The organism is Microcoleus sp. ARI1-B5 (genome assembly GCF_036705795.1).
GTDB lineage: Bacteria > Cyanobacteriota > Cyanobacteriia > Cyanobacteriales > Microcoleaceae > Microcoleus.
The window spans coordinates 204033-224712 of record NZ_JAUBVK010000005.1 but is presented as its reverse complement, the minus strand read 5'-3'; the positions used below and the strand labels follow the sequence as shown (position 1 = coordinate 224712).

Here is a 20680-nt window from a genome sequence, read left to right as displayed (position 1 = left end):
AGCAGTAGTAAACTAATAACTAATGAACACAAACTTGTTTGATATTGCTTAAACAGTTTTGGACGCGCAGGTAGCCAGAAACCGGTTTTTTTTACGACAAGACAGAGGTTGTAGCCAGCAGATCAGGTAAAAAACCAGGTTTTTTTGGTGGCAGTGCGTCCAGGACTCTTAAACCAAAAGCTGACTAGGATTTAGCAACTATGCTCCAAATATCAATTCCCGGCTACCGGACGGTCGAACAACTTTACTCCGGCGCCAGAACCTTGGTTTATCGAGGTTATTCTGAATCTGACAATCAACCAGTCGTCATCAAATTGCTCAAGTCTGAGTATCCGACTTTCAGCGAACTGGTGCAGTTTCGCAATCAGTACACCATTGCCAAAAACATTGAAAGTTCCGGTATTGTCAAACACTTAAGTCTGGAAGCATACCGTAACGGTTTTGCTTTAGTGATGGAAGACTTTGGCGGCATTTCTCTGGCTGAATACATCACCAATGATGCTTTTGGAGTTCAGGGAAAATTTACCAATTGCCTAGCCGATTTTTTGCAGGTGGCTATTCAAATTTGCTCGACATTAGCAGACATATATCACAGCGGAATTATTCACAAGGATATCAAACCCCAGAATATTATTATTAACCCTAAAACTCAAGAAATTAAACTCATAGACTTTAGTATTTCATCGCAGTTGCATAGAGAAAATCAAGAAATTAAAAACCCCAATGCTTTGGAAGGCACATTAGCTTATATGTCTCCCGAACAAACTGGAAGAATGAATCGCGGGATTGACTACCGCACCGATTTTTACTCGCTAGGAGTAACTTTTTACGAACTGTTGACAGGACAATTGCCATTCCCATCTAAGGAGCCGATGGAATTGGTTCACTGTCACATTGCTCGCCAGCCAATTCACCCGAACGCCCTAAATCCAGCCATCCCCCAAGTATTGAATGACATAGTGCTAAAACTGATGGCAAAAACAGCGGAAGCACGCTATCAAACAGCTCTTGGCCTCAAACACGATTTAGAACAATGCTTAAAAGAATACTCAGATCGTGGGACTATTCCACTGTTTGAATTAGGCAGCACAGACATTTCCGAACGCTTTGTCATTCCCGAAAAACTTTACGGCAGAGAAACCGAAGTTTCGACCTTATTAGCAGCCTTCGGGCGCATCGCCTGTCCCCAGGAAAATTCCCCAGCCGCCGATTTCGAGGTATCCTCTCCTAGCAGCCTAGATCCCGATCGAATCCCCCGTACAGCTACTACCGAAATCATGCTAGTAGCGGGCTTTTCGGGGATTGGCAAAACCGCTGTGGTTAACGAAGTTCACAAGCCGATCGTTCAGCAGCGGGGATACTTTATCAAAGGGAAATTCGATCAATTCAGGCGCGATATTCCCTTGGGGGCATGGGTGCAAGCTCTGCAAAGTTTCCTGAGGCAATTACTAACAGAAAGTGTTGCTCAAGTTCAGCAGTGGCAAGCCAAAATTTTCTCCGCTTTAGGCGATAAGGCTCAAGTAATGATTGAGGTTATCCCAGAATTAGAACTGCTGATTGGCAAGCAACCTGCTGTCTCTGAATTAGAACCTGGTCCTGCACAAAATCGCTTCAATCTGTTATTTCAAAAGTTCATTCGTGTCTTTGCTACCAAAAATCACCCCTTAGTCATCTTCTTAGATGATTTGCAATGGGCCGATTCAGCATCTCTGAAATTAATGCAATTGTTGCTCGGCGAATCACAAGGTCAACATTTGCTGCTAATTGGCGCCTATCGAGATAATGAAGTTTCCAACGTTCATCCATTAATGCTGACTTTATCAGAGATTCGCAATCAAGGTGCGGGTTCATCTTCTCTACAAAACTGCGGTATCGATCGCTCGGTTTCTACAATCAATCAAATTACTCTCGCGCCCCTTTCAAAATTTGACTTGAATCGTCTGGTTGCTGATGCTTTAAGTTGTGCGATCGACCGCTCTCTTTCCTTGACAGAATTAATTTTTCAAAAAACTAAGGGTAATCCTTTTTTTAGCAATCAATTCCTCAAGAAACTACACGAAGATAAGTTAATCTATTTCGATTTTACCCCGCTGTCAGGGGGAGAAAGGGGTGGTTGGCAGTGCGATATTACTAAAATCAGAGAATTGGCAGTCAGCGATGATGTCGTCGAATTTATGGCGAATCAATTGCAGAAATTGCCGATCGCTACTCAAGATGTTTTAAAATTAGCGGCTTGTATTGGCAGCCAATTTGATTTAGAAACTTTAGCGGTTGTCTGCGAAAATTCTCAAATAGACACCGCAGCCTCCTTGTGGAAAGCATTGCAAGAAGGTCTAATTTTACCGCAAAGTGAAGTTTACAAATTTTTTGCAGATGATGGGGAGTCTGCACAATTAGCTGTTACCGATTGTCAATTGCCAAGTTACAAATTTTTGCACGATCGCGTTCAACAAGCCGCCTATTCTTTGATTCCAGACGATGCCAAGCAGTTAACTCACCTGAAAATTGGTAGGTTGCTGTTGAGCAATACCCCTGAACATGAAAAAGAAGAGCAGATATTTGATATTGTCAATCACTTGAATATTGGAGTGCAATTAATTGTCGATCGCGCGGAAAGACATCAACTAGCTTCCTTAAATTTAATTGCTGGGCGCAAAGCTAAAACTTCTACAGCTTATGCTGCTGCTGTTGATTACTTAACTAGGGGCCGAAATCTGCTACCAGATGATAGCTGGACGAATTTATACGACTTGACTATCGATCTGTATGTAGAAGCGGTTGAAGCCGAATATTTGAATACCAATTTCGATTTGTCGCACCAACTGGCCCAAATAGTTCTATCCCGATCGCAAAATCTCCTCGATCAATTCCGAGTTTACGAAGCGCAAATTCAGTCTTATATTGCCCAAAATCAGATGAAATCGGCAGTAGATAGTGGATTGCAAGTTCTGGGAATGCTGGGTGTTACTTTGGAAACAGAACTGCCGGCGGTGGTGGAGATATCCGCCTTAGCTAAGGGGCCAGAAATTAATGATGCCTATAAAATTGCTGCTTTGAGGATTTTATGTGCGATCGCTTCTGCCGCTTATCTAGCTAGTCCAGAACTTTACCCAGCCGTTGTCTTTACAATGGCACATATTTGCAGCAAATACGGAAACTCTGCACCGGCTAGTTATGCCTATGCTTGTTGCAGCTTGATGTGTGAAGTAATGGGAGAAATTGAATTAGGCTATCAATACGGTCAACTATCTTTGGAAGTTTTAGATAAATTCCCAACCCAAGAATTTGAATCTAAAGTTTTGATGGTCTACAATGCTGGCGTGAGACATTGGAAAGAACATAGTCGATCGACCCTACCGTCTTTGCTGTCAGCAGTCCAAAGCGGTTTGGAAAGTGGCGATATCGAGTATGCTTGCTATTCTGCTATGTATCTTTGCATCTACAGCTTCTTTAGCGGTGAAGATTTAACATCTGTAGACCAAAAATACGCTCAGTATCTTAAATTAATGGTTAATTCCAAACAAGAATATCAGACGTATTATACCAAAATATGGCGACAGCTTACATTAAATTTGCAAGGATTAGCCGAGGATAAATATCGGTTAGTTGGCGAGAGTTTTAATGAAGATGAACTGCTGCCTGTTTTGCTAGCCGCAAATAATGTCTCTTCCATCTTTGGAGTTTATTTTGCTAAATTGGTTGTCAATTATTTGTTTGGCGAGATCGAAAGTGCCGTGGAAAATGCCCAGCTAGCAGAGCAATATGTCGCTGGTGTCGCTTCGCTGATGATGGTGCCCCAGCACAACTTTTACCATTCCCTAGCCCTGCTGGCGCTGTATCCCGATGCTGAGGATCTCGCGCGATCGCAATACTTGAACCAAGTCAGAGCCAATCAGGAAAAAATGCAAACCTGGGCATTCCACGCACCGATGAATTATCAACACAAGTATGACTTAGTAGCAGCAGAAATAGCACGAGTATTGGGAGACAGGCTCGAAGCAGGAGATTTGTACGATCGCGCCATTGCGACAGCCTCATTAAACCAATACCTCCAAGAAGAAGCACTTTTCAGCGAACTTGCAGCTAAATTCTACCTGGAATTAGGTAAAGATAAAATTGCCCGCGTCTATCTAACCGACGCTTACTACGCTTATGCTCGCTGGGGAGCTCAGGCAAAAATCCACGATCTCGAACAAAAATATTCCCAATTACTCGCCCCAATTCTCCAACAACAAAACAGTTTTTATACAGGAGAGACAATTGCTGAAACAATGGCGCTCGGCATCACTTCCACAAACAAAGGTCTTGCCAATTTTCTCGATTTAGAAACAGTAATCAAAGCTTCTCAAGCCATATCAGGAGAAATCAACGTCGAGGAATTGCTATCAACTTTGATCCGAATCTTGATCGAAAATGCAGGCGCATCAAAAGGCTCTCTCATCTTAGAAAGGGATGGTGAATTATTGATTGTTGCTAAATGTTTAGACGAACACTGCTATTTGCCAAATATTGCACTTTCTCAAAGCCAACATCTCCCCATCACAGCCATTAACTACGTCTGGCGTACCAGAGAAACCTTGGTAATTAACGATATTGCCACAGAAAATATCTTTGCAGCAGATCCCTACATTATTCAGCACCAACCTAAATCCGTATTGTGTACTCCCATTGTTAACCAAGGTCAGGCGATCGGCATTCTTTACTTAGAAAACAGTCTCGCCACAGGTGCATTTACTGCTGACAGATTGGAAGTCTTAAAAATCCTATCTTCCCAAGCTGCTATCTCCATCGAAAATGCTCTGCTCTATCAAACTCTAGAAGATAAAGTAGAAGAACGTACTGCCGAACTAGCTCAAGCTAATCAGGCAATTTCTGCCCTCAACCAGCGCCTCAAAACCGAAAATCTTCGCATGAGTGCCGAACTCGATATCCTCAAACAAATGCAGCAGTTAATTCTGCCCAAACCTGCGGAATTAGCAGCAATTACAGAGTTAGATATTGCTGGATTTATGGAACCAGCCGATGAAGTTGGTGGCGATTACTACGACGTACTTTTTAATGACGGTGTGGTTACTCTCTGCATTGGCGATGTTACCGGACACGGACTGGAAAGCGGCATTTTGATGGTGATGACTCAAACGGCTGTTCGCACTCTAAAGGAAGTTCAAGAACTTGACCCCTTGCGCTTTTTAGATACCCTCAACCGCACTATTTATAAAAATATCCAGCGGATGAACTCCGACAAAACCCTGACGCTAGCTCTCCTCAATTACGCCGACTCTAAAGTTAGTATTAGCGGTCAACACGAAGAAACTCTCGTAGTCAGAAAAGGCGGTCAAATTGAACGCATTGATATGATGGATTTAGGATTTCCCATCGGCTTAGATGAGGATATTTCAGATTGGATAGGCCATGTTTTAGTAGACTTAGAGCCGGGGGATGGCGTGGTGCTTTACACTGACGGCATCCCCGAAGCTAGAAATATCCACAGAAAATTCTACGGTCTCGAAAGACTCTATGCAGTGATTTCTCAAAACTGGCATTTGAGCGCCGAACAAATCAAGCAAGCTGCAATCGATGATTTGCGAAAATTTATTGGAGCGCAAAAGGTATTTGATGACATTACTTTGCTAGTATTGAAGCAACAGGGAAATATTGTGCATAATTTATGATTGACGGTCATCAACCCGGTTTCTAACATCGCTCTTGGATTTAGTGGCGGCTCCTCGAAGCAGAAACCGGATTTTGAGCTGCCGCCCGTGTAAGTTCTAGTAATGTACAGCGAGCGAGTGAAACAATTTTGCGTTCCCAGATTCGGGAGTATAAATTATGAAACCCAAAATAAATTTAGCACAATTTAAATCTCCAGAAGAACTCAATGCCCAGCTACAGGATTTGATGCAAAAACTTGAGGAAGTCGAAGACGAAAAAAATAGCTATGAAACCTTAGTAGAAATTATCACGGAACACTCCACGGATCTGGAAAACCAGATCCGTCATAAAAATCGAGAGATGCAGACTTACATCCAGCAGGTGAAAAAGGTGATAGATGCAGCTATTGCTGTGAAAAACAACAGCTTTGAACCCCAGATATTGTCAGAGGTGGCGGCGCGGAGTGATGCACTGGGAGAATTGGCACAGGTATTCTCGCATATGGTGCAAACGGTGAAAGCGCGGGAACAGGAATTAGAGAAACTTTTGCAGGCTTACGGACGTTTTGTTCCCGATGAATATCTCCAATTTCTGGGAAAGCAGAGCATTGTTGATTTCCAGCTTGGAGATCACGTGAGGAAAGAGATGGCTATCATGTTTTCCGATTTGCGTTCGTTCACAACAATGGCGGAGCAAATGACTCCTCAAGAAAACTTTAACTTCATCAATACCTATTTACAGCAAATTAGTCCCGAAATTCGCAAGCACAACGGTTTTATTGTCAAGTATATGGGAGATGGACTGATGGCAGTTTTTCCCGACGGCGTTGATGATGCTATTCAGGCGGGAATTGTGAAGTTTGAACAGTTGCAAAAATTCAATCAAAGCCGTACAATAAATGGGGAGATACCGCTGAATATTGGCATTGGTATCCATGTCGGTGATACGATGGTTGGGATTATTGGAGACGCGAATCGGATGCAAGCCGATGCGCTGTCCGATCATGTCAATCTCACGGCTCGCCTGGAAAGTTTAACTAAGTATTATGGGGTATCTTTATTAATTTCAGGAGATGTGGTACAACGTTTGAGTCAACGCGAAAAGTATCATATTCGATTTTTGGATCGGGCAATTGTCAAAGGCCGACAAGAAGCCATTACTGTTTGTGAGGTGTTAGATGTTGAAGTAGAACCTGTGCGATCGCTCAAAATTCAAACTTTGCCTATTTTTGAGGAGGGTCTCGAACAATATTGTCAGGGAAATTTTGCTAATGCCCAAGTTTGTTTTGAACAGATAGTGGCGCTAAATCCCGCTGACAAACCCAGCCAAATTTACCTAAAACGCATCCAATCACTGTTAGAAAATAGTATTCCCGCTAACTGGAATGGCGTGTGGAAATTTACCCAGAAGTGAAATCAAAACATGAATTGGAGGTCGAAAAATAATGATATCTGGAAGCTTACAAACTGTGACACAAATCTTTGGAGAATTCATCGATCAATTTCCACCGGAACATGACTCGTTAGAACTTACATTTACGCCCAGTTCTCGCCCCATCAAGCAGCGCTGGCGCAACAATAGGGTATCTGCTCATTTTGTCGCGGATTATTTGTCCAGTTTTCTCCCGGTGGACGAGCAGGATGCTAGCAGCGAAAAACGGATTAAACAAAGCAAGGGAGCCGTGAGCTACATTGCCAATGAACTGTTAGAAAATGCTATAAAGTTTACTGATGATGATAGCAATCATAAGGTAAAGTTTGGGATACACTTTCTAGGAGAATCTGATGTGATCGCGGTGATTTTTGCCACTAACTGCGTGCAGGAACCAGCGGCTAAAAAATTGCAGGAATTCATTACAGAACTGTTGGATTCTGACTCGGATGAGCTGTATTTACAGCAGCTTGAAAAGAATGCTGAATCTGAAAGCGAAACATCGGGACTGGGATTGCTGACGATGATTAATGACTATTCAGCTAGAATCGGTTGGAAATTTGAGACGATGCCTGATAGTCCCCACCTGCTGGCTATTACGACGATCGTTCAAATTAGCGTTTAGTTTTAACTGTTTCAATATTTACTCCCACCCAAAAACGAATATAAGCCCCCGCCAGGAGTCGTGGCGATCCCAAAATTTTAGATTCTTCGACAAGCGAGCGGGCAACGCTTTTGTTGAATCTCCCAGATTTATCAAGGCGAGTCAATCTAAAATCTAAAATTCTTCAATTCTTTAATCGACTGACTCTGTTGTGCGATCGCAATAATTCACTCAGGAAACCACAAAACAATGGATATTCAGGAAATTCAAGCTCAAGATTACAGTATTCAATACGATCCACAATCGGTTACAGTCTGTTTCCAAGGCGAACTCAGCTTAGATGGAGCGCCAGATTATGCGCCAATAGTTCAATTATTAGATGAGGTCGCCCAGAACGAACCGCCTACTATTACTTTGAACCTAAAAAAATTGGAATTTGTTAACAGTTCTGGTATTAATATGCTGTCTAAGTTTGTCATTAGTGTGCGGAAAAAGAAAACGATTCAACTTTTGGTATTGGGTTCAAATGATGTTCCTTGGCAACAGAAATCTCTCAAAAATTTAGAAAAGCTGTTGCCAACTTTGCAGCTAGAATTGGAGTAAGCTGTTACGCAAATTATACCCGTTTAAAAAAATATTGCTACAGTTATTAATTGTCTTGAAATTATCTGTCTATAGCATATAGCAGTTGACCGCTTGACAGTTGACAGAACAGCCGATCGTTGGGTTGCACAGTACGGAAATCAAACGGTTTATGCTATGGGCTATAGGCTCTATTCATGAGGTTATTTATGTCCTCACCGCTGTGGCGATTGCTATAACTCCCCGCCGGACACTCCACCGTGCCGTTTCCCTACAGATGAGAACCTCTAATTTCGGTAGTAGCAATATTTTTCATAATAGGTATGAGATTGCTTCGCCCTTGCACAGCGCGAACAATGACAAAAAACGTTAACAATCGCGTATTGTCTGAGAACAAGTCAAAAGATGCTCGATCGGAGCGATTACTGTAGCAAAATACTTTGCTAAATTAACCGGCAATCGCGGGTTTTGTGTGCGTGTAGCGAGTGTTTGAACCGCTGGGCCGAAAGCGGGGATTTTGTGGCGGATTTGATATAATTTCAGCAGCTTGAGACTGGGAAACGATCGCGCGATCGAGCGGATTCGTGAGTCGCGATCGCCTATTTTCCAGTCTCAAGCTGGAGTGTCTTTTGTACAGAATGCTGAGACAACGCCAACAGCCCTGGGGAGTGATTTTAACAATGGTTTCTCAAAAACGCGCGATCGTCCACAGGAGGGGCAAAGTCGGTCTCCGCGGCGTCCTGGTGGTTCCGTTTGTGTTGCAAATTGTCGCTGCTGTTGGCTGGGTTGGCTATCTCTCTTACAGAAACGGAGAGAAAACAGTCAACGATCTAGCCAGTCAGTTGCAGCGCTCCGTCAGTGCGAGAGTTTACGAGCGCGTCCAAAACTACCTGGAAGCTCCGCTGCTAGTCAATCAAATCAATCAAGATTCTTTACCCCTCAGGGTGTTGGACTTCGAGGATTTGGAGCGCTCTCGACCCTATCTCTGGAAACAAGTTCTGCGCTTTAATTCGATCGGTTACGCGGGAATTGCCAACGAAAAAGGTCAGTACCTGCGAATTGGTTGGGTGAACCGACTGGCGGGAGCCGAGCAACCTCAGCTTGCCCAGCAACTGAGTCCCGGGGGTGGCGACTTGCTCTACTACGACGTTGACGGTGATGGAAACCCGACCAAAATTGAGAGGTCTCAACCTAATTATGACGTTCGCAACCGCCCCTTTTACACAGTGGTTGTCCAGAAAAAACAAGCAGCTTGGAGCGACGTTTACATTAATTTTGGCTACGGTACGCTGCAAATTAATGCCAGTCAACCCTATTATGATGCCGCAGGCAAACTGATTGGCGTGCTGACTTGCCAGATGGGGCTGGATCAAATTCGCGGTTTCCTGCAAACCTTAAGCGTGGGTAATTCCGGTCAAGTATTTATCATTGAGCCCAACGGCGAGTTAATCGCCAGTTCGGTAAAAAATCAGCCTCTGTCGCTGGGAGAAGGCGAAAACAGAAAGCGGCTCAAAACACAAGAAAATAGCAACCTGCTGATGCGCCAAAGTGTGGTTTATTTGCTCGATCGCTTCCACCGTTTGCAAGACATTCAAGAAACTGCTCAACTCAATTTTCAGCTCAACGGTCAGCGGCAATTTCTCCAAGTTTCTCCGCTCACTGACAAGTACGGTCTCAACTGGCTGATTGTAGTTGTGGTTCCCGAAGCCGACTTTATGGCGCAAATTTATGCTAACACTCGCAACACCATCTTGCTTTGTATTGCGGCTCTAATTGCCTCGGTTGGAGTTGGATTTCTCACCGCTAACAGGATTGCTCGCCGGATTTTGCAAATTGCTAAAGCTTCTCAAAATCTCGCAGGTGGCGCTCTCAAGCAGAACGTTGATTCTAGCAGAATTTTTGAAGTTGAAACCTTAGCTCATTCCTTCAACAGCATGGCGCTACAACTCAAAGAATCCTTTGAAACTCTCGAAGATAAAGTTAAAGAACGCACCTCGGAACTCGCCACAGCCAATCAAGAAATTGCTGCTCTCAACCAGCGGCTGAAAGCGGAAAACCGGCGCATGAGTTCGGAACTCGGTATGCTCAGACAAATGCAGCAGTTGATTCTGCCCAAACCTGCTGAACTCGCAGCAATTGAAGATTTGGATATTGCCGGATTTATGGAACCAGCCGATGAAGTTGGCGGCGATTACTACGATGTACTTTGCACTCTTGGGGTTGTAACGATTGCGATCGGCGATGTCACCGGACACGGACTAGAAAGCGGCATTTTGATGGTGATGGCTCAAACTGCCGTGCGCACTCTTCAGGAAATGCAAGAATCCGATCCGGTGCGCTTTTTAGATACTCTCAACCGCACCCTGTACAAAAATATTCAGCGCATGAATTCCGACAAAAACCTGACGCTGGCTCTCCTCAACTACGCAGACGGCAGAATTAGCATTAGCGGCCAGCACGAGGAAACTCTCGTGGTCAGAAAAGACGGTCAAATTGAACGAATTGATACAATAGATTTAGGATTTCCCATCGGCTTAGATGAAGAAATTGCTGATTTCATCAGCCATGTTTTAGTAAAGTTAGAGCCGGGGGACGGGGTGGTGCTTTACACTGACGGCATCACGGAAGCCAGAAACACCAGCAAACAATTCTACGGAATCGAAAGCCTTTGTGAAGTAATTTCTATTAACTGGCACAAAAGCGCCGAAGAAATCAAGCAAGCGGCAATTAATGACCTGCGAGAATTTATTGGAGCGCAAAAAGTATTTGATGATATTACTTTGGTAGTATTGAAGAAACAGGGCGACATCTCTCAGAATTAAGCCTTAACTAAAAGAAACCCGGTTTGTCTGCGGCAACAGCCAAGACGGTTAGGATGTTCTTAATTGCTACTAATACTCTCGATTGCTTTTTCCGACTTCCATTTCTCTTCTTTGATAACGCCGCGCGCCTAATTTCTAAATTTGCATCTTGAAAAGAATGCTGAATCTGAAAGCGAAACCTCGGGATTGGGATTGCTGACGATGATTAATGGCTGTTCAGCTAAGATAGGTTGGAAATTCGAGCCAAGGCGAGACAGTCCTGATAGGATCTTTGTTACGACTGTGGTTCAAATTACGGTCTAGTTTAAACCATTTCAATATTTACTCCGATAGGCGATCGCCATAGTTCAGTCAGGAAACCAAAAACAATGGGTATTCAAGAAATTAAAGGTCAAGACTACAGCATTCAGTACGATCCCCAATCGGTGACAGTCTGTTTTCAAGGCGAACTCAGCCTGGGCGGGCCATCAGAATATGCACCAATAGTTGATTTGTTAGATGAGGTCGCCCAGAACGAACCGCCTGCTATTACCTTGAACCTAAAAAAATTGGAATTTGTTAACAGTTCTGGTATCAGTATGCTGTCTAAGTTTGTCATTAGTGTTCGGAAAAAGAAAACGATTCAACTTTTGGTATTGGGTTCAAATGATGTTCCTTGGCAACAGAAATCTCTCAAGAATTTAGAAAAGCTGTTGCCAACTTTGAAGCTAGAATTGGAGTAGAGGATGTTTCAGTTGACGAAAGGACAGTTGACGAAAGGACAGTTGACTTCGGAGGGCGACCTCTACCTAGAAGGAAGAGGATTGGAGTAATGAATAGTCTTCTTTTAATTTCTCCCTAGAAGGCTTGGGGCTTTCAACCAATTCTTTCTGGTAATTTTTAAGCACAATTATTTATACAGGCGGGACGCCGGTGCCACAATTATTTGCACCGGTGGGACGCCCGTGCCACAATTATTTATACAAGCCGGATGCCCTGGCCACAATTTATCAACTGTTTAAGTTTGCTGCACTGGCAGTTCAATGATAAACTCGGTTCCCTTGGACGGTTCAGACTCGCACCTGAGCGTTCCTCGGTGATTTTCGACTAAGATTTTGTAGACAATAGACAATCCTAAACCCGTACCTTTACCAATTTCCTTGGTGGTGAAAAACTGCTCGAACATCCGTTTTTTTACCTCTGCTGTCATTCCCGATCCCGTGTCAGCAATCCGCACTCTCACGCGATCGAACCCTGCTAGTTCTGTGGATATCGATATTTTTAGCGCAGCTTTGGGCTGATTTTTGGCTGCCTCGTCCAAAGCATCGATCGCGTTGCTAATTAGATTCATAAATACTTGATTTAGCTGTCCGGCATAACACTCTACAGCAGGCAGTTTTCCATAATTTTTAACTATTTGAATGTCTCGACGGTCTATTTTAGAATTGAGACGGTTGCGCAAAATTAACAGGGTGCTGTCTATGCTGTCGTGCAAATCGCACAGGGTCATCTTACTGTTATCTGTTCGCGAAAAGCTGCCCATAGATTTGACAATTTCGCGAATGCGATCGGAACCAATTTGCATGGAAGACATAACTTTTGGCAAGTCTTCAACTAGAAAATCGAGATCTATCTCTTCGATTTGAGCTTTGATTTCGGCACAGGGATTGGGACAGTGTTCTTGATACAGACGCAGCAGGTGCAGCAAATCTTTAGTATAAATTTCGGCATGGCTCAAGTTGCCGTAAATAAAACTAACTGGGTTATTAATTTCGTGGACGATACTGGCCATTAGGGCTCCCAGCGAAGACATTTTTTCGCTGTGGAGGAGTTGAGCTTGAGTTTGTTTGAGCTCGCGAAGTGCGCGATCGATCTGGGCCGCTTGAGCTTCGGCTTTCGAGGTAGCAGCACAGCTTTCTTGATACAGTTCAACCTGTTTGAGGTCGATTTCAAATTGTTCGATTTCGCTTTCTTGCTGGTACTGACTCACCACAGCATCGAAAGCTGCTAGCAATTCGCCGTCCGCAGCTTGGACAATGTACCGCAGATGGGGATTTTCTAGGCTTAGTTCGGGATCGGGAACTTGCACTAATGCTTTTATGCGATCGATATATTCGCGCACTTGTTTGTCTAGATACAGCGGCGCCTCAAAATACATTGCTTTGACAGCGGGTGAAGGGGGACTTAATAAGTTGATGCTGCTGTCAGTATGAATTAAATCGCGGTGGGATTTTTCCATAAGAGCGATCGCCTCTAACAAATTCCCCCGCATTTTTGCTCTTTCTGCGGCATTCACAGAGCCAACTAACCTCATGCAAAAAAATGCCGCACGCTGGGAAAGCATTCGCTGGCGGCCGCTGATATTAATTACCGCAGCACTAACTTTTCTTGCTGTCGTAATTTCTTCCAGATTAAAATAGTTGCTCAGTGCCGCCATTCGTAATAACCTCGAATCAAGTAAATGTCTGTGGCTCGTGCTGACACAAGATTGGATCGCCATAAAAAAAATTCTACAAGACAGTAAGCAATATATTCTGTCTTTCCTCTTGAAGTAGTATACTAAAACACAATTAGTTTCTATTGGTTGCTTATCACATTTTAGGGAATTCTGCTGGTTGCACAGTTTTTCTTAATTATCCAAAAATTTACCAATCAACTTTGCCATTATTTGAGGTTGAGTTTGCGGCAACCCGTGAGCGGCATTGGGAATAATTGCTAACTCAGCCCCCGGTATCTCGTTGGCGTAGGTTTCACAGTGCCATAGAGGAATTGTTTCGTCGCCCATAGCTGCGATGACTAAGGTAGGAATTTGCAATTTGTGAATTTCTTTTTCTACTGTATCAACTGCGTCTTCCGGCCGCATCCGGCTCATTAAAAATGACCTTGCTACTGGTTGAGACATTAACTCGCGCCGCCACCCGGAAATTTCCTGCAATTTCTCACTTTTTCCGGCTAAACTAGCAAAAGGTTTTGCCAACTGCAAGGCCCAATCGACGGCGGGCGTTTGCCACAGCAAGGGTCGCAAAGCATCGTACTGACCGCAAAAACTGTCGTCCCGGATTCCCGCAGGTGCTGCTAACACTAAACTGCTGACAGAATTAGGATATTTTAGGGCATATGCAGAGGCTACCCAACCGCCAAAAGAATGTCCGATGATGCAGCAGGGTTCGATGTTTAGTTGCTCTACAACTTGTCGCACAAAGGCAACTTCTACAGCTACGTCGTACTGGATTTGTGGTTTGCTGGATTCTCCAAAACCCAACATATCTAAACTGATGCACCGAAATTGAGATTGCAATAATTCAATTAATGGGAGCCAGCAAGTCTTTTCTCCGAAGAAACCGTGCAGCAGCAATAAAGGTCGGCCGCGCCCGATGTCGAGGTAGGCTGCTGTTTGGTTGCTGCTATTGACAAATGTATTTAATGTGTGCTTGTGTGCTACTACTGCTTGAGACTGCATGGGCGATCGACTCCTGATGCGTAAAAAATCTTATATGTAAACAATTGTAACAAAACAGCAGTCCAAAGGTTAAACTTCATTAAGGAGTACACAATTAGAAGTAGACCGTGATAATCTCTAATATTATTAGAAATAACTGCCAAATCAAAGCAGGAGAACACTTTGAACTCTACTTTAAAACCTTACCCGGCTTGCTCGCTGCGCGAAGATGTCAGTGAGTACGTAGCACACCTACAGCTTCACATGACTTTACAAGCTCGCAATTTGCTCCCTACTATTACCACTGCTAAGGACAGTCGCGAACAACTGTTGCAGCAGACTCAGGCTCATTTTGAGAAGCGTGTTTCCCGACAATCTCTTTAAATAAATTTTCGGTTTCCCCAATTTACGATCGCACGCGATCGATCTTTTCGCAACTTTCGGCATCGCAGAAACCCGGTATCTTCAAAAATACCGGGTTTCTTTTCGGGCAATAGGCAGGAGACCCGGTTTTCGGTAATATGCGTTGAGTATGCTTGAGTTTTATGTTTATGCGAATTCCGATTATTGCATTTTTGACTTTGGCGGCGGTGGCTGGTGGTGAATTGGCGGCGCGGGCGATCGATCAGACTGTCGTACCGACTGAGGCGGAGTTTAGAGAGGGAACCGCAGAGGCGCAGAGGGAGGAGGATGAGGTAATTGGTGATAACTTAACGTCAAACCCACCGTCTCTCTTGTTTGTAGCCGAGTCTCGATCCCCCCTAACCCCCCTTAATCAGGGGGGGACAAGAGATATTCTCAAAGTCCCCCTTAATCAGGGGGGGACAAGAGATATTCTCAAAGTCCCCCTTATTAAGGGGGATTTAGGGGGATCTAGACTGGACGACCAGCGACATTTGTTATCGGTTCCAGTCTTAAATTGTCACCAATCGGATCGGGTGAGTCCAACTGTGCGGGATTTGCCAGCATCCGATGAGCTCGCAGTTGCGGTGGAAGTAGGCGCGGCGCAGCTATCGGGTAGGGAATCGCCCTCACTCAAGTCCGATCGCCATAAAGATTTTACATCTGTGTTCGCAACTGGGGGGACGATCGCAACCATTGCCGAAATCCCGGAATCTGTCAACCGCAACGCCCGACAGCTAGGCGGTACTCTACCAATCAGTCAAGGGAGAAATCCTGAGGGCGTTTACGTTGGGGAGGTGAAAATTCGTTTTGTTAATTCCAGAGGCGAAGCTGTTGATAAAAAAGGGAATCCGATTCAGGGCAGAATTTCGGAAGATTTTATCCGAGGCGAACTCAAACTCAAGGCGGGGGATAATTACAGCCAGCAAGTTGTGCGATCGGATTTGCAGCAGTTGCAGCAGTTGGGATTGTTTGACAAGGTGACGGTTTCTACTGAAGAAGCGGGCACGGATATTAATGTAATTTACAACGTTCAAGAGCGATCGGCTCGATCGTTTGGCGTGAGTGCTAGCATTAGCGATGATGTTGGCGTTGCTGTTCCTCTTTCGTATACCGATCGCACTTTCGGCACCAACCCGCAGCGGTTGGCGGTGGAACTTCAGCCCAGCCTCCGAGGTATCCAGTACGATGTCCAGTTTGTCAGCCCTTACGTTGCCGCCCAAAACCGTTTGGGATACAGTGTGAGAGCTTTTGGCGATCGCAGAATCTCGGAAATTTTCAACAAGGATATCAATTTGCCCAACGGCGATCGAGTTCGGGAAATTCGGATGGGCGGAAATCTCGCATTTACGCGACCTTTGGGCGATTGGCGCGGAACTTTGGGACTCAATTATACAAATATCAGCACGCGCGATCGCAACTTGAATATTGCCCGCCGCGACGAACTCGGCAATCCTCTCACATTCAGCGGTTCTGGCGTTGACGACTTATACACTGTTTCTTTTGGCGCGGTGCGCGATCGGCGGGACAATCCCTTCAACCCCACCAGCGGCTCGATTCTCAGCCTCAGCACCGAGCAGTCGATACCTCTCGGGCGAGGCAACATTGTGAGCAACCGCCTGTTAGCAAATTATATACAATATGTACCCTTAACTTGGCTCGGCATCAGCGAGTCCGAAGCCTTGCCAGAAATGCTGGCTTTTAACCTGCAAGCGGGGACGGTAATCGGGGATTTGCCGCCAACGGAAGCGTTTCGACTCGGCGGCCGCAATTCTGTGCGGGGCTACGACGGTGGGGATATCGGTAGCGCGCGGAGTTATTTCTTGGCTTCCGGGGAGTATCGGTTTCCTGTCGGCAGGGATGTCGGGGGCGTGATATTTGCTGATTTTGCGTCGGATTTGGGTACGGGTGACAGCGTGTTGGGAAAACCGGCGGTAGTCAGGGATAAACCGGGGACTGGGGCGGGTGTTGGTTTGGGTGTCAGGGTGCGATCGTCCTTGGGATTAATTCGCTTAGATTTAGGTGTCAGCGACGGCGGCGACATCAAATTTGTACTCGGTACAAAGCAGCGATTTTAAAGTCCGTAATGTCATGAGTCGTAGGGTGTGCAATGCGCACCTTACTGGGTAGGGACAAAACATTGTTGTGTCCTGTATTGTCGGCCATGGAAAATTGCTATATGTTTGTGATATCGCGTGCGATCGATTAACCACAATAAAATTAGTTCGTAGTGCGGAATGCGAGTCCGCAAAAAGCAAAAAGCTGCGGACTTTCGGGCGCACTACAAACCTGCTGCGGACTTTCGGGCGCACTACAAACCTGCCATAAATAAACTCAGTAAGCAACAGTGTAGGGGCACAACATTGTTCATTGGTGTCAACTTTATCATGAAAACCCTTGTATCTCTCGTTTATAGCGGAGGCCCGATCCCCCTCGCATCCCCATTAAGAAGGGGAGTAGGGGTTGACGAAAGAGAAGACTCTTATCCCCCCCTTTTTAAGGCTATGCCTTACTCACATATTTTGTAACAATCTTCAAACCCTTGTTTGACAAAGCTTTTAAGCTCGATTCCAGCCACAACCCTTGACAATTGAACAATTATGTTTGTTGAGAACAACTTGAGTTTATTGAGAACAGGTTATGGCAGAATCAGAGTTCGATCGCACAGGAGCGATCGCTCGGGAAATGTTAAGAAAGATGTGAGTAAGGCATAGCTTTTTAAGGGGGGCTAGGGGGGATCTGGCCTTAATCGCCAGACCGAAGACTGACAATAGATTTGACCTGTTTGTTGACACCAATGAACATTGTGGTGTCCCTACGCTGTTGCAGTAACTGCTTAACGCTTTGGTTTCTTGATATCAACAATTTTCGGTTTAGCCGCCGGAGTGCGCGGATAAAACTTAAACTTATTCAGCGCAGCACTTGCCGCCACCGCCACACCGCTATCTGTATCTCGCAAAGCTTTTTGCAACAGCGGAATAACTTTTTCCGATTTAATCATTGCTAGTGCTTCCACAGCAGCTTCCCGCACCTCCGGGTGAAAATCTTGAGCTAATTTTCCCAAGGTTTCTATTGCTCGCTGACCGTCGGTTCTCAAAGCATTAGCAGCACCCATTTTACCTAAAGCAGACGCTGCAAACTTGCGGGTTTCTGTGTCCTGACTTTGAACGCATCCCATCAACTGCGCCACCGATGAGTAGCTTGGTGCTGGTCTGGAAAATTGATGCTGTTGTTCGACTTCTGGTTGATGTAAATCAAGTGATTCTGGTTCCGAAAAATCTGTGTAATTTAACTCTTGTTCAACTTCTGTTTGATTTAACTCACTTGACTGTTCTTGCCCAACTTCTTGTTGTGGTAAATCTTCTCCAAATTCTGTTTGATTTAACTGACTGAACTGCTGATCCGGGACTTCTTGTTGTTGTACATTACTCTCGTACTGCTGTTGCAAAGACCTGATAGTAGCTTGCATCTGAGCTTCGTGAGCTTGCAACTGCGAGTTTGCTGCTTGCAACTGACTCTCGTATTGCTCTTGCAAAGCCTGCATACTTAAGTGCATTTCTACTTCGCGGTTCTCATATTCCTCGGCAGTTTGTCTCAATCGAATTTCGTGCTCGTTTTGCAGGTTTTGCAAATGTTGCTCCATCTGAGCTTGATAATTGTGATGCAGTTCGTCAGCAACTGTGAGTAAATGATGTTCGTGTTCTGCTTGCAAAGATTGTATATTTTGCTGCAACCTAGCATTGTTAGCGGCCTCTAATTCCTCGCTGACTTGTCGGATCTGATTCTCGTGTGCGCCAGCAACTTGTTGGAGCCGATCGCGTTCTGCGAGAACTTGTTTGAGCTGATTTTCGTATTGATTGGTAACTTGTTGGAGTTGATTTTCGTATTGGGTTGTAACTTGTCTGAGTAAATTTTCGTGTTCGACAGTAGCTTTTCTCAGCCGTTCTTCCCCTTCTGGGTGCTGGGATTCGGCATTTTGCTGCATCCGAGATATCTGAGCTAGTTCTATATCCTGAGCTATTCTGCGAGTTTGCTGCAAGTGTTCTTGCTTTTGCTTGTGCAACCGCTTTTCTACTAACCAGTAAGCAACTGCTATCCCTGCCAAAAAACCTACGATCGCTCCTATGATACCCACGATTGAGTTCCTCCCGACAATATAGTTATGCTGGACTGTGTACATTTAACCATACAGCCTCCTGTAACCGCCCAATAGCAGCAGCCAAGCTGTCACAGCCAGCCAGTGCACAGCCACCGCAGGCCAGATGGAACCGATGAGCAGGTACGCGATGGAACACGCTACCCCCAAAACAGCCGCCAGCAGCAAAAACACTGGATTCATAAAGGTCGATCGACCAACGGGATAAAAAGTCAGCGCGTTCAGCGGGTGGTAAACTACAAACAGCGCCAAACTCAAGCATCCCCAAAACCACAGCATTAACCCAGAAGCCTTCTCGAAGGGATGCGGCAGCATTAACACGCGGAAAAATACTTCCTCGGTGATACCGGGACTTAACAAACAGCCAATCAGCACTGCCGCAATTGTACGCCGAGAGGTTGGCACGTCTACTTTCAGAAATCCCGACCAAAAACCGACGGGAAGCGCGATCGCACTGTAAACTAGCGCGAGCATGGCTGCAACCAGCCAATCGGTGAAATCGGGAATAGTTGAAAAAGCGTGGGTGAGGCGGCGCGCGAGTAACTCCAACAGTGCGATCGCACTAAAATTTAACATAATCAAATTTAGCATTAAAAGTTTTTAACAGATATTAGTAGATGGGAATCGGATCTTGAAACCCCACTACACAAACTTTCGTCCACTCCAAGCGGACTAAAGAATCAAAGGAATAAAAAGCACGAAATCTGTATTACCAATGACCAATTACCAATTACCAATTATATCATGTAGGCGTGAATTGACCACAATAATATTGGTTTGTAGTGCGGACTGAAGTCCGCTCCGGCTGCAGACTTTCGGGCGCACTACGAACCGTTTTTGTTAGGGTGCTCGACCGGACATGATATTACCTTTTTCCCAATTACCTTTTTCCCAATTACCAATTACCTAGGATTAGTAAGTAGACTTAAGTTAGCAAACAACTGAGCAACTTTGGTCAAATCTTTATCTCCCGGCGCTATTTCTACGCCGCTAGAAAGGTCAACACCGCTGAAGTTAGGGCCGATCGCGCTATCAATTGCATTTAAAATATTATCGGGTGTTAAGCCGCCCGCCAGCAGCCAAGGACACGGCGGTTTAAACTCTGCTAACATCATCCAGTCTATAGTTTTGCCAGTACCGCCGAGTTGCTCTCGATGGTAAGCATCCAGCAGTAAAGTATCGACGCGAACAGCGTAAATAGCAGCGGTTGCTAAAGTTTCAGGAGTCTTAACTCTCAAAGCTTTGATAATTTCAATTCCCGGCAAAAACTCGCGCAGCCGATCGCAATATTCCGGTGTTTCATCTCCGTGCAACTGCACCCCAGTTAAATTTGACTCGGCCGTTACTTGACAGATATTTTCTATTGTGGTATTTGCAAAAACTCCGATGCGATCGACATTTTCCGGCAACTGCTCGACAATCAGGCGAATTGTGTCGGGGCTGACATAGCGCGGGGAAGCCGGCACGCAGATAAACCCCAAAGCTTGGGCTCCCAAACGGGCGATCGCCCTGGACTGGTCTAATTTAGTGATTCCGCAAATTTTTACCCGCACTCTTTTTCCTCTGTGCTGAATTTGTATCAAAATATCAACGAATTGTTAACTATTAAAACA

The 20680-nt window shown here is 45.0% G+C and carries 13 protein-coding genes; 8 read left to right on the top strand and 5 right to left on the bottom strand.

Features of this window, described 5'->3' with window-relative positions; all coding sequences use genetic code 11:
* Positions 1-200: 200 nt before the first annotated feature.
* The 6 genes from QUB63_RS10730 to QUB63_RS10705 all read left to right on the top strand — a co-directional run bounded on the left by QUB63_RS10730 (position 201) and on the right by QUB63_RS10705 (position 11813).
* Entirely contained in the window at positions 201-5672 is a 5472-nt protein-coding gene (locus tag QUB63_RS10730) for a SpoIIE family protein phosphatase (RefSeq protein ID WP_332945033.1), read from the top strand.
* Positions 5673-5829: 157 nt separating this feature from the next.
* A complete protein-coding gene (locus QUB63_RS10725) occupies positions 5830-7065 on the top strand; it encodes an adenylate/guanylate cyclase domain-containing protein (RefSeq protein ID WP_332945032.1) in 1236 nt (411 codons plus the stop codon).
* Between the two features lie 31 nt (positions 7066-7096).
* The gene (locus QUB63_RS10720) at positions 7097-7708 is read left to right on the top strand and encodes a DUF6272 family protein (RefSeq protein ID WP_332945031.1); all 612 of its coding nucleotides are present in this window, start codon (positions 7097-7099) and stop codon (positions 7706-7708) included.
* Positions 7709-7936: 228 nt separating this feature from the next.
* Positions 7937-8290, top strand: a complete 354-nt coding sequence (locus QUB63_RS10715) for a slr1659 superfamily regulator (RefSeq protein ID WP_332945030.1) — start codon at positions 7937-7939, stop codon at positions 8288-8290.
* Between the two features lie 617 nt (positions 8291-8907).
* Entirely contained in the window at positions 8908-11091 is a 2184-nt protein-coding gene (locus QUB63_RS10710) for a SpoIIE family protein phosphatase (protein ID WP_332945029.1), read from the top strand.
* 368 nt (positions 11092-11459) lie between these two features.
* Positions 11460-11813, top strand: coding sequence for a slr1659 superfamily regulator (locus tag QUB63_RS10705; RefSeq protein ID WP_332945028.1), 354 nt, complete (start codon positions 11460-11462; stop codon positions 11811-11813).
* A gap of 275 nt (positions 11814-12088) precedes the next feature.
* Here QUB63_RS10705 and QUB63_RS10700 read toward each other — a convergent pair whose 3' ends face one another.
* On the bottom strand, positions 12089-13507 hold the full coding sequence (locus QUB63_RS10700; RefSeq protein WP_332945026.1) for an ATP-binding protein: 1419 nt from the start codon (positions 13505-13507) through the stop codon (positions 12089-12091).
* Between the two features lie 192 nt (positions 13508-13699).
* Positions 13700-14530 (bottom strand): alpha/beta fold hydrolase, encoded by an 831-nt coding sequence (locus QUB63_RS10695; RefSeq protein ID WP_332945024.1) that lies wholly within the window; start codon positions 14528-14530, stop codon positions 13700-13702.
* Between the two features lie 162 nt (positions 14531-14692).
* Between QUB63_RS10695 and QUB63_RS10690 the strand changes: the two genes are divergently transcribed.
* Complete coding sequence (locus QUB63_RS10690) at positions 14693-14893, top strand: hypothetical protein (RefSeq protein ID WP_332945023.1); 201 nt, start codon at positions 14693-14695, stop codon at positions 14891-14893.
* Between the two features lie 167 nt (positions 14894-15060).
* On the top strand, positions 15061-16989 hold the full coding sequence (locus tag QUB63_RS10685; protein WP_332945021.1) for a BamA/TamA family outer membrane protein: 1929 nt from the start codon (positions 15061-15063) through the stop codon (positions 16987-16989).
* Positions 16990-17747: 758 nt separating this feature from the next.
* Here QUB63_RS10685 and QUB63_RS10680 read toward each other — a convergent pair.
* The 3 genes from QUB63_RS10680 to QUB63_RS10670 all read right to left on the bottom strand — a co-directional run bounded on the left by QUB63_RS10680 (position 17748) and on the right by QUB63_RS10670 (position 20620).
* Positions 17748-19046 carry a HEAT repeat domain-containing protein gene (locus QUB63_RS10680; RefSeq protein ID WP_332945020.1) on the bottom strand — a complete coding sequence of 433 codons (1299 nt, stop codon included), beginning with the start codon at positions 19044-19046 and terminating at the stop codon, positions 17748-17750.
* A gap of 45 nt (positions 19047-19091) precedes the next feature.
* Positions 19092-19658, bottom strand: a complete 567-nt coding sequence (locus QUB63_RS10675; protein WP_332945019.1) for a CPBP family glutamic-type intramembrane protease — start codon at positions 19656-19658, stop codon at positions 19092-19094.
* A 311-nt stretch (positions 19659-19969) separates the two neighbouring features.
* Positions 19970-20620 (bottom strand): phosphoribosylanthranilate isomerase, encoded by a 651-nt coding sequence (locus QUB63_RS10670; RefSeq protein ID WP_332945018.1) that lies wholly within the window; start codon positions 20618-20620, stop codon positions 19970-19972.
* Positions 20621-20680 lie beyond the last annotated feature (60 nt).

Excerpts from the sequence above, each read along its gene's own strand:
- QUB63_RS10730 (WP_332945033.1), top strand. The coding sequence starts at position 201 with ATGCTCCAAATATCAATTCCCGGCTACCGGACGGTCGAACAACTTTAC.
- QUB63_RS10725 (WP_332945032.1), top strand. The coding sequence starts at position 5,830 with ATGAAACCCAAAATAAATTTAGCACAATTTAAATCTCCAGAAGAACTC.
- QUB63_RS10720 (WP_332945031.1), top strand. The coding sequence starts at position 7,097 with ATGATATCTGGAAGCTTACAAACTGTGACACAAATCTTTGGAGAATTC.
- QUB63_RS10715 (WP_332945030.1), top strand. The coding sequence starts at position 7,937 with ATGGATATTCAGGAAATTCAAGCTCAAGATTACAGTATTCAATACGAT.
- QUB63_RS10710 (WP_332945029.1), top strand. The coding sequence starts at position 8,908 with ATGCTGAGACAACGCCAACAGCCCTGGGGAGTGATTTTAACAATGGTT.
- QUB63_RS10705 (WP_332945028.1), top strand. The coding sequence starts at position 11,460 with ATGGGTATTCAAGAAATTAAAGGTCAAGACTACAGCATTCAGTACGAT.
- QUB63_RS10700 (WP_332945026.1), bottom strand. The coding sequence starts at position 13,507 with ATGGCGGCACTGAGCAACTATTTTAATCTGGAAGAAATTACGACAGCA.
- QUB63_RS10695 (WP_332945024.1), bottom strand. The coding sequence starts at position 14,530 with ATGCAGTCTCAAGCAGTAGTAGCACACAAGCACACATTAAATACATTT.
- QUB63_RS10685 (WP_332945021.1), top strand. The coding sequence starts at position 15,061 with ATGCGAATTCCGATTATTGCATTTTTGACTTTGGCGGCGGTGGCTGGT.
- QUB63_RS10675 (WP_332945019.1), bottom strand. The coding sequence starts at position 19,658 with ATGCTAAATTTGATTATGTTAAATTTTAGTGCGATCGCACTGTTGGAG.